Below are 16,644 nucleotides of genomic sequence, written 5' to 3' on the forward strand. Positions count from 1 at the left end.
GCATTTTACGCGTAGAGTATTCAACATGAGAGACATCAGATGTAAACGAGGATGCATCATGAAAAAGTTGTTCACTATCTTGACCCTTTCCATAGCCGTACTCACCACAAGTATGGCGAGTTTTGCTGACCCTCCTTTTGACCGAGGCCATGGTCCTAAAGGTGGAGGACCACGTGGTGAATGGAATGATCGTGGCCATAAATTTGACCGTGATAACGATGAAGATCGTGTCCGTGACGAACGCCGCATGCGTGAAGAACGTGGTTTTGAACGGCTTAAACAGCATCGCTGGCAGCCGGGCTATGTCATGCCACAGCACTATCGTGGGAATGGGTACAAAGTCGACTATAAAGACAGTAACTTGCCGAAACCAGACCGGAACCAACAATGGTACAAAATCAATAATGACTATATTTTAGTCGATACTGATTCTAATAGCATTGTTAGCATTCGTGGTTTTTAAAGCGATAGAACCTCGCTATCGCTGAACAAGAAGGATAAAGCCTCACGGTTTTATCTTTTTTTATTACCTATATATTTTAAAAATAAAAAGATTTTTTATATTTTTACCTTTAATATTTTCTTAATTTCTTCTTATTTCATCGTTAGTTTTCACATTTATTCTTCGTAGCCTCCACGATTTATCTGTAATTGTTCACTAATCTTCAATTATCGAAATTTAATTGATCATTCGAGGTTCATTATGAAAAAACTAACAACAGCAATTGTTCTTTCAATGAGTGGTTTAGTTGCAACAACAGCAATGGCTGCGCCAAATGATCATGATCGTCACGGTAACTACCCTAACCGTGATGTCAGACCAGTCAACGTAATTCACAAAGATGACCATCATAATGTGTGGCGAGCAGGTCAGGTTGTACCTCATGAGTATCAACACTCACGTTATGCAATCGACTATCGCGCGCATGATAAATTGACTAAGCCTGGGCGTTTTCAAAAATGGTATAAAGTGAACGGAAATTATGTACTGGTGAATGAACAAAGCCATAAAATCATTAAAGTGGTTCACTAATTTAAAAAAATTTAAACACCCAAACTTAGATTTGGGTGTTTTTTTATCTAAAACATGCGGCTTTAAGCTTTTTTGTTTAGAATCATCTTTATATCTTTTTGCTGTTGATTCGAGATCGGTATGCCAAGCAAGTCTTTAGAAAAGTCGCATAATAACACCCAGCATTATGTACACTGGTTTCGACACTCAGCGCCCTACATTAATGCTCACCGCGATAAAACATTCGTATTGATGTTTGGCGGTGAAGCAGTCTGCGATCCTAACTTCGAACATATTATTCATGATATTGCTTTATTACACTCTCTTGGTATTCGCTTAATTCTCGTGCACGGCGCACGTCCGCAAATTAATCAAAATCTTAAGGAAAAAGGAATTGAAACCCCTTTTTATGACAACAGCCGTATTACCACACGTGAATCTTTAAGCTGTGTCATGAGTGCCGTAGGCTCTATTCGTCTAGAAATTGAAGCATTGCTTTCTATGGGCTTAGCGAACTCCCCAATGTACGGTGCTCGAATAGATGTCGTATCAGGTAATTTCGTAACAGCTAAACCGTATGGCATTCGTGATGGAATGGACTTTCAGCTCACAGGGGAAGTTCGTTCAATAGATACTGACGCAATTCAGCGTCATCTTGATAATGATAATATTGTTTTACTTGGTCCGACTGGTTACTCAACCACTGGGGAAGTGTTTAACTTACGAGCTGAAGAAGTCGCAACTAAAACCGCGACATATTTAAAAGCAGATAAGCTCATTTTTCTAGGAGAGCAACAAGGGCTTTTTAATGAGGATGAACAGATATTACGTGAGTTAAGCCCTCATCAACTGGACTATTATATTCAACAATACCAAACCAGTAGTCCAACCTTAACTCTACATTTAAAAGAGGCAAAAAAAGCCTCTTTATCGGGTGTTCACCGCGTTCATCTCATTTCCTATGCCTATGATGGCGCCCTTCTCGAAGAGTTATTTACTCGAGATGGCATAGGAACCATGATTACCGATGCGCATTATGAAGAAGTTCGCACAGCCCATATCAAAGATGTGGGCGGTTTAATGAATTTATTGCGTCCCTTGGAAGAAGAAGGCATCTTGGTTTATCGTTCACGTGAACGTCTGGAACAAGAAATCAGCCAGTTTGCTGTCATTGAACGCGATGGCATGATTTTAGCGTGTGCCGCACTTTATCCAATTCCGACTGAATTTAATGAAACTCGTTCTGCAGAAATTGCCTGCGTTGCAGTACATCCAAGTTATCGTAAATCAAACCGTGGCAGCCAAATTCTGCAATTCCTTGAAGAAAAAGCCAAAGAACAAGGTATTCGTCAATTATTCGTTTTAACAACGCGTACTGCTCACTGGTTTTTAGAACATGGTTTCCATCAGGTCAGTGTTGATGAGTTACCTAATGCCCGTCAGGCGCTCTATAACTATCAAAGGAATTCTTTAGTCTTTAAGAAACTGCTTCCCTAGCCTTTGCTCTTTTTAAGATATTCTTATTTCAGATAAGCTTAGTTAAAAAAGTACATCCATAAACACTATTAATTTATGGTTGTACTTTTTTTAAATCTCTATTTTTAATGTATTGATATTTTTTTATTTTATTTACAAAAACTTAAACATCATTTTCTAAATATTATTCTGTTTAATAAATCACTTTTTTGCATAAGGTTATAGCCTATTGTTTTTAGCTTTTTTTTGCATAAATAAAGACTGAATATTTATTTTTTCTGAAATAAAAATCCCTTTAGGGTATCTGCTCATCCAATTATTTTTTCTTTTTCTCTTTCGGGGAGCACGAAACCTCATGGCACTTTTCAACACCACTTCATGGGCAAAATATTCAGTCATCGCGGCCAGCCTTGCAGGAGTAATGATGTTAAGTGGTTGTGCCAAAAAAGAGGAACAGGCCACCACAACTTTAAATATTGGCTATCAAAAATATGGCATTCTGCCTATTTTAAAAGCCCGTGGTGACCTAGAAAAAGTACTAAAAGAACAAGGCGTCCAAGTAAAATGGGTTGAGTTTCCTGCTGGCCCTCAATTGCTTGAAGGTTTAAACGTAGGGAGTGTTTCACTCGGTGAAGCAGGTGAAGCACCACCTATTTTTGCTCAAGCTGCCAATCCAAATCTAGTCTATGTCGCAAACCAGCCTGCTGCACCAAAAGCAGAAGCATTATTGGTACAAAAAGACTCCCCAATCCACTCTATTAAAGATTTAAAAGGCAAACGTGTTGCTCTTAATAAAGGTTCGAATGTTCATTACCTGTTATTGAAAGTTCTAGAAGCCAACAACTTAAGCTTAAGTGATATTCAACCTGTTTATTTACCGCCATCAGACGCTCGTGCTGCCTTTGAAAAAGGTGCAGTAGATGCATGGGTCATTTGGGATCCGTTCTTTGCAGCAGCTGAACATCAAATTCAAGCTCGAGTTTTAGCAACAGGTGAAAACTTAGTAAGCAATCATCAGTTCTATTTAGCTGATCGTAAGTTTGCAGAAAATAATCCAAAAGTTCTCAATACAGTTGTTCAAACCCTTAATCAGACCACTGAATGGGTGAGTTCACATCAGGATGAAGCTGCGAAGCTACTCGAAAAACCGACAGCACTTGAGTTTGATGTACTCAAAACTTCCATTTCACGTATGGGTTTTGGAGTTCAGCCAATCTCTGACAAGGTGGCACAAGAACAACAACAAGTAGCTGATGCCTTTTATACGCAAAAGCTCATCCCGAACAAGCTCACCATTCAAGATGCCATTTTAAAACTGAAATAAACCCAGCTTGGGCACAGCTTAAATAATCATATAAATGCTGTGCCTGACCTCAAGGGGAACAAGGATATCAATATGCAACATCAGTCATTATTTAATAAGAGTCAGTGGGCACAACTAGCTAAACGCATCAGTGCAGTCACTGTATTAGGTTTAACAATCGCAGCGCCAGCTTGGGCAATTGATCCAACGGTGAAAGAACTTCGTATTGGTTTTCAAAAAAGTTCGATTAACTTTGCAATTGCCAAGCAGCAAAAATTATTTGAACAAGAATTTCCAAATGCCAAAATCACTTGGAATGAGTTCCCTGCTGGTCCACAAATTTTAGAAGCTTTGGCCGTCGGTTCCCTTGATGTAGGAGTTACTGGAGACACTCCTCCAGTCTACGCACAAGCGGCTGGAAAGCCTTTATATTACATTGCTTATGAAGCAGCTAAACCGCTAGCATCAGCAATTTTAGTTCCTAAAAACTCGCAGCTCACACAACTTAAAGACCTTAAAGGTAAACGTATTGCGCTGCAAAAAGGTTCGAGTTCACATTACTTACTTGTGCAAGCTGTACGTAAAGCAGGCCTAAACTGGAGCGACATTACTCCGATCTGGCTTACACCTGCCGATGCTCGCGCAGCATTTCAAAAAGGTGCCGTTGATGCATGGGCCATTTGGGACCCTTACTTCGCTTCAGCACAACTAGAAGATCAAGCTCGTGTTCTTGCATCAGGTAAAGGCTTAAGCCCGAACTATACATTTTATTTAGCAGCTCCAGATTTTGTTAAACAACATCCGAAAGCTGTTTCTGGACTCATCAAACAAATCAATCAAGCTGACAAATGGGTTCAAAGCCATCAAGCAGAAACGGCAACAGCCATTGGCCAAAGCACAGGATTAAAGCCTGCGACCAGTGACTTATTTATTAAACGCCGTCCTCGTCCTTCATCAGCCGCGCCGCTGAACAGCAAAGTGATTGCTGAGCAGCAGCAACTCGCAGACATCTTTACTCAACAAGGCATCATTCCAAAACCAATCAGCATCAAACAAGCTGTTTGGATTGCCAAGTAATTTCAATAGACATATAGGTAATGCACATGAAAATTTTCTGGTTTATTCCTACCCACGGTGATAGTCGCTATTTAGGTACAAGTAAAGGCGCTCGTCAGGTTGACCATGCCTATATGAAGCAAATTGCTGTGGCAGTAGATAATTTAGGTTACGAAGGTGTACTTATTCCAACAGGTCGTTCATGTGAAGATCCTTGGATTACGGCGGCTAGCCTGATTGATGCAACTCAACACCTTAAATTTTTAGTTGCGTTACGTCCAGGGGTGACAACACCAGCCTTGGCAGCTCGTATGGCTGCAACATTTGACCGCTTGTCGAATGGTCGCGTGTTACTCAACCTAGTGACTGGTGGTGATGAAGCAGAACTCCGCGGCGATGGTTTATATGAAGATCACTCAACGCGTTATCAAACTGCCAATGAATATGTAAAAATCTGGCGTGAAATTTTGACGCGTTCGCATACGGGTGAAGCTTTTACATTCCATGGTGAACGCTTACAAGTAGATGATGCAAAACTACTTTACCCACCTGTTCAAAAGCCTTATCCACCACTTTGGTTTGGCGGCTCTTCAGACGTCGCTGTCGATCTTGCAGCTGAGCAAGTCGATACTTACCTTACATGGGGTGAACCACCAGAAGCAGTTAAACAAAAAGTCGAACATGTTCGTGCCAAAGCTGAGGCTAAAGGTCGTAAATTAACTTATGGCATTCGCTTGCATGTGATTGTTCGCGAGACCAACGAACAAGCTTGGGCAGCAGCGAACGAGCTTATCCAATATCTTGATGATGCGACTATTGCTGCAGCACAGAAAAAATTTGCACAAATGGACTCTGTAGGCCAACAACGTATGGCAGCTCTCCACGGCGGTAACCGTGACAAGCTTGAAGTATCTCCAAACCTTTGGGCAGGTATTGGTTTAGTCCGTGGTGGCGCTGGTACAGCGCTTGTAGGTGACCCAGAAACAGTTGCTGCCCGCATTCAGGAATATTCTGACTTAGGTATTGATACTTTCATATTCTCGGGCTACCCACATCTTGAAGAGTCAATCCGTTTTGCAGAATTAGTATTCCCATTATTACCAATCGAAACTCGTGCCAAACTTGCTCAGCCAAATTTAACCGGTCCCTTCGGTGAGATTATTGCCAACAACTATGTTCCCGACGAGAAGAAGCAAAATAGTTCCGTCAAGGAGCCTGCATGAGTAAAGATGAAAGTATTGTTTCACGTGGAACAAAACAAATCGGGCAGCATTTGCTGCCTTGGGTTTTTCCCATTGTTCTCTTGGTTGTTTGGCAAATTGCTTCAAGTTCAGGTCTTTTAGAAAGCCGCATTTTGCCAGCACCCACTGCCGTTGTTTCCGCTTTTTGGCACTTACTCGTTAGCGGAGAATTATGGCATCACGTTAAGGTGAGTGCTGGTCGTGCTTTGCTTGGACTTTTGGTTGGTGGCGGTTTAGGTTTGCTCTTAGGTTTACTTAATGGCTCTTCACGCTTCGCCTCTACCCTGCTCGACACGACCTTGCAAATGATTCGTAACATCCCAGCATTAGCACTTATTCCACTCGTAATCTTGTGGTTCGGTATTGATGAAACAGCGAAATTATTCTTGGTCGCAGTAGGTGTTTTCTTCCCGATTTATATTAATACTTATCATGGTATTCGGTCAGTTGACCCTCAATTGATTGAGATGGGTAAAAGCTACGGACTCTCACGTTGGCAGCTCTATAAAGAAATTATTCTTCCCGGTGCTATGCCTTCTATTTTAGTGGGTTTACGCTTTGCTTTAGGTTTGGTTTGGGTATTGCTCATTGTTGCTGAAACCATTTCGGCTCAAGCAGGTATTGGTTATATGACTATGAATGCACGTGAGTTTTTACAAACAGATGTCGTTCTGGTCGGTATTCTTCTTTACGCCTTACTAGGCAAACTGGCAGATGTTTTAGCACAGCTTTTAGAACGCTATTTACTACGTTGGCACTCTGGATATCAGAAATAAAGGAGCTTAGAACATGACAAATCTGAATTTAAATATTAATCAAAATGAAGTGCAGCTCATTCCTGAAAGTCCAGCAGAATCACAAGAACCGACATTAGGTGCAGAGATTCTGATTGAGCAACTTTATAAATTCTATGGCGAGGTAAAGGTCCTTGAAGATCTTGACCTCCACATCCAGCCTGGTGAGTTTTTAGCAATTGTTGGTCGAAGTGGCTGTGGCAAAAGTACGTTACTACGTTTAATTGCTCAACTTGAAAAAGCCAGTTTTGGGGAAATCAAATTCAAATCTGCTCGACATTTGCGTGAAGGCATTACTAACGATGATATTCGAGTAATGTTCCAAGACCCACGCTTGCTTCCTTGGAGAAATATTCTTCAAAATGTTCAACTGGGTTTGCCTAAAGCCCAACATGCTTTAGCAGAAGAATTACTAGAAAAAGTGGGTTTAAAAGAAAAATCTGGACAATGGCCTTCACAACTTTCTGGTGGACAGCGTCAGCGTACAGCCTTAGCACGTGCATTATCTCATACGCCGCGTATTTTATTGTTAGATGAGCCTTTAGGTGCATTAGATGCTCTAACTCGGCTTGAGATGCAAAGCTTGATTGAGCGCTTATGGAAAGAACAAGGTTTTACTGCCATTTTAGTGACACACGACGTAAGTGAAGCAGTGCAATTAGCCGACCGTATTATCTTATTAGATAAGGGTCAAATCGCTCAAAGTTTCCAAGTTAATTTGCCACGTCCCCGTAAAAAAAGTATTAGTTTTTCCCAACTTGAGCAACAAGTACTCGATGCAGTTCTGGCAACTTAAGGTTGCGATAAAGAATGAGAACTGTTCAACCGAAAAATGCCCAATTTAAGAGCAATAAAACTGCTGTTTTATTGCTCTTTTTTAGAGCGAAATTTAAAAAATATTTTTAAGAATAACAATAAACTAGTGAATCTCTCTATTTTTTGCACAATAGTATATCTATTACGCAAATAACTAGCCGTTTTTTGATTAAAAAAGCAAGACACCTGTGCACAAATCAAACAATTTACCTTACAATGGGAATACTATTTTTTTAATTATGCAGCAGATGGAACAAAAAAAGAGTACCCAAAAGCGCAATCAGCTTCTTGCTGCCGCCCTTGACGTATTTTCAGTCTATGGGTTCACTGGCGCAAGTCTGGATGAAATTGCCCAACTCGCCGACATGCATAAGTCGAATATTTTCTATTACTACGAAAATAAAGAGTCTTTATACGTAGAAGTGCTCACAACTGTTTTACAAAAATGGTTGGCTCCCTTACAAACTTTAGAGTCTGAATTAGAACCAGCCGAAGCCTTAACTCACTATTTAATACAAAAAATCGAACTGTCTCGTAGCCAACCGAAAGCATCTAGATTGTTTGCATTAGAAATAATTCAAGGCGCTCCACATATTTTACCTATACTCAAAGGCCCATTAAAAAAACTATTTAAGCGGAAAGCTAAAGTCATTCAGACTTGGCAAGAAGAAGGGAAAATTTCACCAGATATCGACCCAGAATTATTAATCTTAAATATTTGGGGCCTTACGCAAAACTATGCAGATTTTGCAACCCAAATGGAAATGGTGACTGGAAAAACACTTCGTAATCGAAGCATGTTCCAACGCTCAATTGAGCATACAGTCCACCTGATGCTCTACGGCGTATTACCTCGCTAAAACAAAAAAAAGATCGGCAAAATTGCCGATCTTTTTTTAGAAATGATTCTGATAAAGCGCCAAAAGTTTTTGAGCACCTAATAATAAATTTTCTTCCCAATCCACATGTGCAGTGTCATCTGCCCCATCAGTAATATACTTCACCGAAATCAGACGTACGCCCAGCTTATGGCAGACTTTGGCTAAGGCATAGCCTTCCATATCCACCACATCACAAGCTACTTTTGGCTGACCCGTTTCAAATGAATCGCCAGTTCCGCAAACTGCTTTTGGCAAATCAACAAAATGGGGATGAAGATGAATCTCTGCCGCCAAGTGATCATCTAATGGCGTCACACCAACTTCAAACCCTAAAGGTGAAACATCCATATCACGTTGGACAAAAGTCTTTACTTCGACTAAATCATGTCGATTAAATGCAGAGCTTCCAGCTGTACCTAGATTAATTAAAGTTTTACATCCAGTTTTTTGAATAACCTCAAATGCTTTAAAAGCAGCATTAATCTTACCAATACCACTGTAATGGACTTCAACACCTGCCTGCTCAAACAAACCTTTAGATTCATTAGGAAGTGCCATAATTAAAGCAATATCAGTGTTCATTCAAAAAGCTCAAATCAAAATTAAATAAATTAGCAAATAAGTATAAATCAGGTGCAAAAGCTTTTTGCACCTTTTCATCATTACTGCATTTTTTGTTGTAAAGCGATTAAACATGGAGAGAAGAAGAGTTGGCCACTATATGCGCCTGCTAGCGTTTTCTTCATTACCACACCCCACATCGTCAATAATAAAAGACTCAATGCCACAGCAACGTATTGTAAAAAGACAATTTCGACCTGATGCCCTAAATTAAATAGTGCCAGAATAAATACGCCTAATGGAAAGGTTAAGCCCCACCAGCCTAAGTTAAATGGAATACCTGTCTTTGCATGACGAAGCGTTGTTAAAATCGCTAGGCCAAGCCACCATAATCCGAAGCCTAAAAGCACGAGACTACCCACAATTCCTAAAGCTTGAAAGACATTCGCAAATTGGTGGAATCCTACATTTGGTGCCACTCTTTGGGCTTGCTCACCTAGTAACAATAAACCTAATGCACCAGTACCAATCGGTCCTAAAGAAAGCCAGCTAGAAATTGCGACTTCTTTTTCTGGTAACTGATGCAAAGCCATACGCAACATTAGAATTGTCAAAATAGCGAATGCGGGTAAAACAGAAATCCCCCAGAGTACGTAGCCCGCCATTAATAAATGAAAGCTATGCAAATCTGCTGGTAAATGCGCAACTAACATGCCCGCAGAACTTGCTGCTACTTCACATGCAACCACAGGTAAAAGCCAGATTGCGGTCATCGTATGTAGCTGATGATTCTGACGGCTAAACATACAAAACGGCACGATCCACGCAATTGATAGTGCTAAAAAAACATCGACGTACCATAAAGCTTGAGCAATATGTATCGCAACTTCACCGTAAAGCCCGATACCAAAGCTTAAAAAACCATTCAATATTGTAGCCAGTCCCATCGGAATAGCGCCTAAAAACAAGCTCATATTGGGATGGTTAAATATTTGCTTCGCTTCATGGGGGAAAAGAAACCACCGCAATAAATAGAGAGCTGAAAAAACGCTGAATAAAACAATATTAAATTGCCATAACAAACTCGCCAGCGTAAATAAAAATGATTGAGCGAATGGAAGCTGAATTAAAATCATACTGACCACACCAGTACCCATAGTCGCTGTAAACCAATTTGGAGTAAAATGTCGTATAACATCTTTGCTATGATTTAATTGGTAAAAGGGTTTTTTCATCTTAGTTCTCTAATCAAAGAGTGGATAAAGATATAATAGAGCAAACCATTAATAAGAAAAATTGATTTATTTTTATTTAATTCATCAATATTTTAGATATAAAAATATTCATATTGAAAAATAACTGAGTAAAAACACAACAACAAGACGAATCTGTGAGATTATGGCAATATATAGCCCTTGCAAAAATAGCCATATTTTAAGTTCATGAAACTGCTTCGTCTTAATGCGTTATCGCCCAATTTTCAGTTACCTCAAACAGCGGTAACTATTGGTAATTTTGATGGTGTCCATTTAGGTCACCAAGCGATGATTGCTCAACTCAAAAAAATTGCTGCAGCACAAGGCTTAAAAACATTGGTTATGATTTTTGAGCCACAACCTCTTGAATTCTTTAAAGGCTACGATGCCCCTCCTCGTATTAATTCACTACGAGAAAAAGTTGAATACCTAGCTGAGCTTGGGGTTGATTACATTGCAGTTGCTAAATTTGATGAGCATTTCCGTAGCCTGAGCGCGTCAGCCTTTGCAGACTTATTAAAAGATAAATTAAACGCGCAAACTTTGGTTTTAGGAGATGACTTTCATTTCGGTAAGGACCGTCAAGGCAACAGCAAATTTTTAAAAGATTACGGATTTGGGGTCACAAATTTACATACGATTGAACTTGAAGGCGAACGCGTAAGTTCAACTCGTATTCGCCAAGTACTTCAGGTAGGAAATCTTGCCTTAGCTGCTAAATTATTAGGCCGTCCTTACAGTATTACCGGACGTGTTCAATATGGCGACCAGATTGGCCGAACTCTGGATTTTCCAACGATTAACGTTCGCCTCAACCGCCACAAGCCCTGTTTAAATGGTATTTATGGTGTTGAAGTCATTTGTGAAACAACCTCACTTACTCAAAAAGTGCGTCAAGATACACCCGAAAAACCGGGAATTGCCGGATATCATGAAAACAGCCTATATGGCGCAGGACATGTCGGTACACGTCCAGCCATCCAGCAAGAATATCCAGAGTGGAGATTAGAAGTACATTTCCCTGATGTTTCTGCTAATCTGTATGGCTTATTTATGCGGGTGACTTTTCTTCACTATCTTCATGGTGAATTGAACTACCCTTCGCTTGAAGCACTTAAGGCAGGAATTGATAATGACGTGCAGCAGTTACGACAATACCGTAACGACACGACACAATTTCCTTTTTAATTCGAATTTTGATTGTAAAACATGTCAGCTCCCAAGCTGATTAAACTGGATGAAAACTTGCATGAGCGATAAGCAAACTCCTGAGAATGCAGTGGACTACAAAGCCACGCTAAACCTGCCAGATACTCAATTTGCAATGAAAGCAAATTTGGCAGTACGTGAAGTGAAATGGTTAGAAGAGTGGTATACCGACAACATTTATCAGCAGATTCGTGCATCGCGTATTGGCAAGAAAAAATATATTTTGCACGATGGCCCTCCATATGCGAACGGTACAATTCACTTAGGTCACGCAGTCAATAAAGTACTCAAAGACGTGATTGTAAAAAGCCGTACTTTGGCCGGTTTCGATGCACCATATGTTCCGGGTTGGGACTGTCATGGCTTGCCAATTGAGCTAAAAGTTGAAGAAAAAGTAGGGAAAGTTGGTGAAAAAGTTGATGCAGCGACTTTCCGTAAACTTTGCCGTGAATATGCTTTAAAACAAATTGATTTACAGCGTACTGACTTTAAACGTCTTGGTATTTTAGGTGACTGGGATAATCCGTATCTGACCATGAACTATAAACAAGAAGCCGATATTGTTCGTACTTTAGGTTTAATCCAAAAAAATGGTCATATCCAGCCAGGCTTAAAACCAGTGAACTGGTGTATGGACTGTGGTTCAGCACTTGCTGAAGCTGAAGTTGAATATGAAGATAAAAAATCTGACGCAATTGACGTTGGTTTTGGTGTTGTAGATCTCAAAGATTTAAGTGCCCGTTTAAACGTAGAAGTTCAAGACCCAACCGATATCGTGATCTGGACGACTACACCGTGGACATTACCTGCTAACCAAGCCGTTGCTTTGCATGCCGAAATTGAATATCAATTGGTACAAGTAACTACTGAGCGCGGTAAGCAAAACTTCATTCTTGCTAAAGATCTCGTTGCTTCAGCAATTGAACGTTATAAACTTGAAAATCCAGTCGTTTTAGCAGACTTTACTGGTAGCAAGCTTGAAAACCTTACTTTACAACACCCGCTACTCACTGATCGTCAAGTTCCAGTGATTTTAGGTGAACACGTTATCGCAACAAGCGGTACAGGTGCAGTACATACAGCTCCTGGCCATGGTGCAGACGACTATAAAGTAGGTCTTCAATATAACCTTACAGTAGATAATCCAGTCGGTGGTAATGGTGTTTATTTACCAACTGCTCCAATCTATGCTGGTGAGCATATCTATAAAGCCAATCCAAAGATTATCGAAGCTTTGGGCGCTGTAGGCCGTTTATGGGCGCATCAACCAATCAAACACAGCTACCCACACTGCTGGCGTCACAAAACTCCTATTATTTTCCGTGCTACCCCACAATGGTTCATTAACATGGATCAAAAAGGTTTACGTGAAGGTGCGCTTAACGCGATTGAAAATGATATCGAGTTTGTACCGAACTGGGGTAAAAACCGTATTGAATCAATGATTGAAGGTCGCCCGGACTGGTGTATCTCACGTCAACGTACTTGGGGTGTTCCAATTCCTTTCTTCGTTCATAAAGATACGAACGAATTACACCCTCGTACACCTGAACTTATCGAAGAAGTTGCTCAACTGATCGAACAAGAAGGTATCGAAGCATGGTTCAAACGTGAAGCAAAAGACTTCATTGGTGAAGATGCTGCACAATATAACGCTATTCGCGATACGCTCGATGTATGGTTCGACTCTGGTACAACACATTACGCTGTACTTGAGCAACGTGAAGAATTAGAAAGCCCTGCTGATTTATATTTAGAAGGTTCAGACCAACACCGTGGCTGGTTCCAGTCTTCTTTATTAACGTCTATGGCAATTCATAATCGCGCACCATATAAAGCCTTGTTAACACATGGTTTTACAGTGGATGAAAACGGTCGTAAATTGTCGAAATCTTTAGGCAACTACATTCCGCTTGAAGAAATCATCAAACAACTTGGTGCTGATGGTTTACGTTTATATGTAGCTTCTAGCGACTATCGCTATGAAATTGCAGCATCTAAAGAAATCTTTAGCCGTGTAAGTGATAGCTACCGTCGTATTCGTAATACATTACGCTTCTTGCTTGCTAACTTAAATGGTTTCAAACCAAGCACAGATGCTTTAGCTGTCGATGACTTAATTGCTCTAGATCAATACATCTTGCAACGTGCAAATGAAGTACAACAAACCATTATCACTGCTTATGAAGAAATGAACTTCCATGTAGTGTGTAGCGCGTTAACAAGCTTCTGTATCAATGATTTAGGTGGTTTCTACCTCGACATTATCAAAGATCGTCAATACACCACTAAAGCGGATTCTCAGGCACGCCGTTCTGCACAAACAGCGCTTTATCATATCGTTCAAGCATTTATTCGTTGGATGAGTCCAATCTTAAGCTTTACTGCTCAAGAAGCTTGGCCACTCATTCCAGAACAAACTGAAAAGTATGTATTTACTTCAGAATGGTATGACTTACCTGTTTCATCAAAAGCAAACCTCCTTTCTGAAGAAGATTGGCAAACATTGATTAGCGTAAAATCTGCAGTAAATAAACAGATTGAAGCAGCTCGTAACGCTAAACTTGTCGGCAGTAATCTTTCAGCCAAAGTTGAACTTTGGGCAAATGAATCATTACAAACAGTTTTAAACCAACTGGCTGATGAACTCCGTTTTGTTCTTATTACTTCTCAAGTAGTAGTACATCCATTTGCTGAGCAAGGTGAAGCAACTGAAATGGAAGGCTTACGTGTACAAATATCTGCAGCTGAAGGTGAAAAGTGCGCACGTTGCTGGCACGTCCTTCCAGATGTAAATACACATGCCGATCATCCTGGTTTATGTGGTCGTTGTATTGTGAACGTCACTGGTCGTGGCGAAGTGAGAAAATATGCCTAATTCACAAGCTAAAAAAGGCTTATTCCAGTTTTATCCACACAACTTAATTTGGCTTGGACTTTCTGTCCTTGCCATTGTGTTGGATCAATGGACAAAATGGATTGCAAGTACGCATCTGAACTACGCAGATCCAGTGCCTGTACTTCCATTTTTAAACTGGACACTATTACATAACTATGGTGCAGCCTTTAGCTTTTTATCTGATGCGGGGGGATGGCAACGCTATTTCTTCACATCTTTAGCAGGCTTAGTTTCAATCCTTTTTGTATTTTGGTTGCTTCGTATGCCTAAAAAGATGGTGGTGCTACCTGTAGCCATCGCTTTAATTTTAGGTGGAGCTTTAGGCAATTTAATTGACCGTATTACCCTAGGTTATGTGGTCGATTTTATTCATGTTTATTATCAAAATCATCACTTTCCAGCTTTTAATATTGCGGACAGTGCTATTACCTTAGGTACCATCTTGCTACTCATTGATACATTCTTCCTTGAGAAGCAACGCAACCAAAATTCGGATGCATAATATGACCGAAATTATCCAACCTAACGAAGAAATTCGTATTACAGACGGCTCTAAAGTCGATTTACACTTTTCTGTCGCTATTGAAAATGGTGTAGAAATCGATAATACACGTAACCGTGAAGAACCTGTTAGCCTAACCATTGGTGATGGAAACCTTTTGCCAGGTTTTGAAAAAGCATTATTTGGTTTACGTGCTGGCGACCGTCGTACAGTACATCTTCCGCCAGAAGATGCATTTGGTCCATGGAATCCGGAAAATATTCAAACTTTCGATACAGTTAAGTTTGAACAACGCCCTATTCCTGGTCATATGATTGAGTTTGAAGATAAGGCAAAAACAACCTTATTCGGTGTAGTGAAGTCGGTTAATGATGACATTACAGAAATTGATTTTAATCACCCGTTAGCTGGCAAAAACATTACCTTTGAAGTAGAAATATTCAAGGTTACTCCTGAAGGCCAACAAGGCATTAAACTCATATAAATAAAAAGCCCTCTGAATGAGGGCTTTTTTATTATTCAATTTTTATTCATAACATAAGAATCCTTACAAATTCTATATTCTCAGCTACCTATATAATGAATTAAGTTATAAGTATAAAAATCCTTGGGAAAAATACATGCTGGTCTATATCATCGTAGGAAGTGTTCGTGAAGGACGTACAGCAATTAAAATTGCCAATTGGCTAGAATCAACAATTCCAACATTTGGTCTAAATGATTTCCAAACCGAAGTAGTTGATTTAAAAGAATGGAATTTACCTCTATTTTCAGGATCTCACCCGCCTGCTACCGGAATTTATGATCAACCTAAACAACAAGAATGGGCTGACAAAATTGCTCAAGCAGATGCTTTTATCTTTATTAGCCCAGAATACAACCATGGTTACAGTCCAGCCTTAAAAAATGCTCTCGACTATGTTGGTAAAGAATGGAGCGATAAACCTGCTGCATTTATTGGATATGGTTCAACTAATGGCTCTCGCTCTATTAGCCAAATACGTCAAGTCACCTCAAGTTTAAGTATCATTGATCCGAATGCTGTAATAGAGATTCGGGATATATTTAAACGCAATAAAGATGAAAAATTCGAAGCTAATGAATTTGAAGTAAAAGGACTTCAATCTATTGTTGAGAAACTACAGAAATATTATTTACCTTAAATTTAAAAAAGGCCTCTTTAATCAAAATAAGAGGCCTTTTATTTTTATAAACTTTTTAAATAATTTACTACATCTATATTACCAGCCATTTCTGCAAGCTGTAGCGCTGTGTATTCGCTTTTATAAGCAACCTGAGCACCTTTTCCTACTAAGAGTTTAACCACCTCTAGATGATCATTTTCAGCAGCTGCTTGCAAAGCGCTATAACCTTCATCATCTGCTTGATTAGGATCTTGTCCTTCTAAAAGTAATTTCTCTACCTGTTCCAAATCACCTAAAGAAGCCCAATAGACCAATTCAGGAAGAGAGAGTTCTTCATCATCTTCAGGTATTGAAGAGAAGGAATTAATTTTCACGTAGCCACCTAAAAATAACAAACTTCATAATTATTATATTCCTAGAACATGGCTAGTATGCAAATCTGATTTTGAAACTATAATTTCATTGCCCTAAATTCTGTATCTACTAGATTAAT

Annotated in this window: 17 protein-coding genes; 14 read left to right on the plus strand and 3 right to left on the minus strand. The window is 39.8% G+C overall.

What is annotated here, in order from left to right; genetic code table 11:
- The first annotated feature begins 58 nt into the window (after positions 1-58).
- The 9 genes from WA249_RS12475 to WA249_RS12515 all read left to right on the plus strand — a co-directional run bounded on the left by WA249_RS12475 (position 59) and on the right by WA249_RS12515 (position 8,558).
- Positions 59-463: an RcnB family protein gene (locus tag WA249_RS12475; protein ID WP_336169117.1), complete on the plus strand. Its 405-nt coding sequence runs from the start codon at positions 59-61 to the stop codon at positions 461-463.
- A gap of 240 nt (positions 464-703) precedes the next feature.
- The gene (locus WA249_RS12480; protein ID WP_336169119.1) at positions 704-1,033 is read left to right on the plus strand and encodes an RcnB family protein; all 330 of its coding nucleotides are present in this window, start codon (positions 704-706) and stop codon (positions 1,031-1,033) included.
- A 120-nt stretch (positions 1,034-1,153) separates the two neighbouring features.
- Positions 1,154-2,509 (plus strand): amino-acid N-acetyltransferase, encoded by a 1,356-nt coding sequence (gene argA / locus WA249_RS12485; RefSeq protein ID WP_336169121.1) that lies wholly within the window; start codon positions 1,154-1,156, stop codon positions 2,507-2,509.
- A gap of 334 nt (positions 2,510-2,843) precedes the next feature.
- Positions 2,844-3,812: a sulfonate ABC transporter substrate-binding protein gene (locus WA249_RS12490; protein WP_151989218.1), complete on the plus strand. Its 969-nt coding sequence runs from the start codon at positions 2,844-2,846 to the stop codon at positions 3,810-3,812.
- Positions 3,813-3,884: 72 nt separating this feature from the next.
- Entirely contained in the window at positions 3,885-4,868 is a 984-nt protein-coding gene (locus WA249_RS12495; protein WP_336169124.1) for a sulfonate ABC transporter substrate-binding protein, read from the plus strand.
- 26 nt (positions 4,869-4,894) lie between these two features.
- On the plus strand, positions 4,895-6,070 hold the full coding sequence (gene ssuD, locus WA249_RS12500; protein WP_336169126.1) for an FMNH2-dependent alkanesulfonate monooxygenase: 1,176 nt from the start codon (positions 4,895-4,897) through the stop codon (positions 6,068-6,070).
- On the plus strand, positions 6,067-6,864 hold the full coding sequence (ssuC, locus tag WA249_RS12505; protein ID WP_336169128.1) for an aliphatic sulfonate ABC transporter permease SsuC: 798 nt from the start codon (positions 6,067-6,069) through the stop codon (positions 6,862-6,864). The genes ssuD and ssuC overlap by 4 nt, the downstream gene beginning before the upstream one ends.
- Positions 6,865-6,877: 13 nt before the next feature.
- On the plus strand, positions 6,878-7,678 hold the full coding sequence (locus WA249_RS12510) for an ABC transporter ATP-binding protein (RefSeq protein ID WP_336169130.1): 801 nt from the start codon (positions 6,878-6,880) through the stop codon (positions 7,676-7,678).
- A 259-nt stretch (positions 7,679-7,937) separates the two neighbouring features.
- Positions 7,938-8,558 carry a TetR family transcriptional regulator C-terminal domain-containing protein gene (locus WA249_RS12515; protein WP_016139695.1) on the plus strand — a complete coding sequence of 207 codons (621 nt, stop codon included), beginning with the start codon at positions 7,938-7,940 and terminating at the stop codon, positions 8,556-8,558.
- A gap of 36 nt (positions 8,559-8,594) precedes the next feature.
- Here WA249_RS12515 and WA249_RS12520 read toward each other — a convergent pair whose 3' ends face one another.
- Complete coding sequence (locus WA249_RS12520) at positions 8,595-9,161, minus strand: 5'-methylthioadenosine/S-adenosylhomocysteine nucleosidase family protein (RefSeq protein WP_336169132.1); 567 nt, start codon at positions 9,159-9,161, stop codon at positions 8,595-8,597.
- A gap of 80 nt (positions 9,162-9,241) precedes the next feature.
- Entirely contained in the window at positions 9,242-10,375 is a 1,134-nt protein-coding gene (locus WA249_RS12525; protein ID WP_336169134.1) for a TDT family transporter, read from the minus strand.
- Positions 10,376-10,582: 207 nt separating this feature from the next.
- On the opposite strand from WA249_RS12525, the gene ribF reads away from it, so the two are divergent.
- From ribF to WA249_RS12550, 5 genes are all read left to right on the plus strand, one after another.
- Positions 10,583-11,584 carry a bifunctional riboflavin kinase/FAD synthetase gene (ribF, locus tag WA249_RS12530; RefSeq protein WP_336169135.1) on the plus strand — a complete coding sequence of 334 codons (1,002 nt, stop codon included), beginning with the start codon at positions 10,583-10,585 and terminating at the stop codon, positions 11,582-11,584.
- A 61-nt stretch (positions 11,585-11,645) separates the two neighbouring features.
- Positions 11,646-14,483, plus strand: coding sequence for an isoleucine--tRNA ligase (ileS, locus tag WA249_RS12535; RefSeq protein ID WP_336169137.1), 2,838 nt, complete (start codon positions 11,646-11,648; stop codon positions 14,481-14,483).
- Positions 14,476-15,006 carry a signal peptidase II gene (lspA, locus tag WA249_RS12540; RefSeq protein ID WP_003655819.1) on the plus strand — a complete coding sequence of 177 codons (531 nt, stop codon included), beginning with the start codon at positions 14,476-14,478 and terminating at the stop codon, positions 15,004-15,006. The genes ileS and lspA overlap by 8 nt, the downstream gene beginning before the upstream one ends.
- Position 15,007: 1 nt before the next feature.
- Positions 15,008-15,490 (plus strand): FKBP-type peptidyl-prolyl cis-trans isomerase, encoded by a 483-nt coding sequence (locus WA249_RS12545; protein WP_262473572.1) that lies wholly within the window; start codon positions 15,008-15,010, stop codon positions 15,488-15,490.
- 136 nt (positions 15,491-15,626) lie between these two features.
- Entirely contained in the window at positions 15,627-16,169 is a 543-nt protein-coding gene (locus tag WA249_RS12550) for an NADPH-dependent FMN reductase (protein WP_336169139.1), read from the plus strand.
- A gap of 44 nt (positions 16,170-16,213) precedes the next feature.
- On the opposite strand, the gene WA249_RS12555 is transcribed toward WA249_RS12550, so the two are convergent.
- Positions 16,214-16,525, minus strand: coding sequence for an ankyrin repeat domain-containing protein (locus tag WA249_RS12555; protein ID WP_336169140.1), 312 nt, complete (start codon positions 16,523-16,525; stop codon positions 16,214-16,216).
- Between the last annotated feature and the right edge of the window lie 119 nt (positions 16,526-16,644).

It is taken from the genome of Acinetobacter sp. 161(2023) (genome assembly GCF_037027805.1).
GTDB lineage: Bacteria > Pseudomonadota > Gammaproteobacteria > Pseudomonadales > Moraxellaceae > Acinetobacter.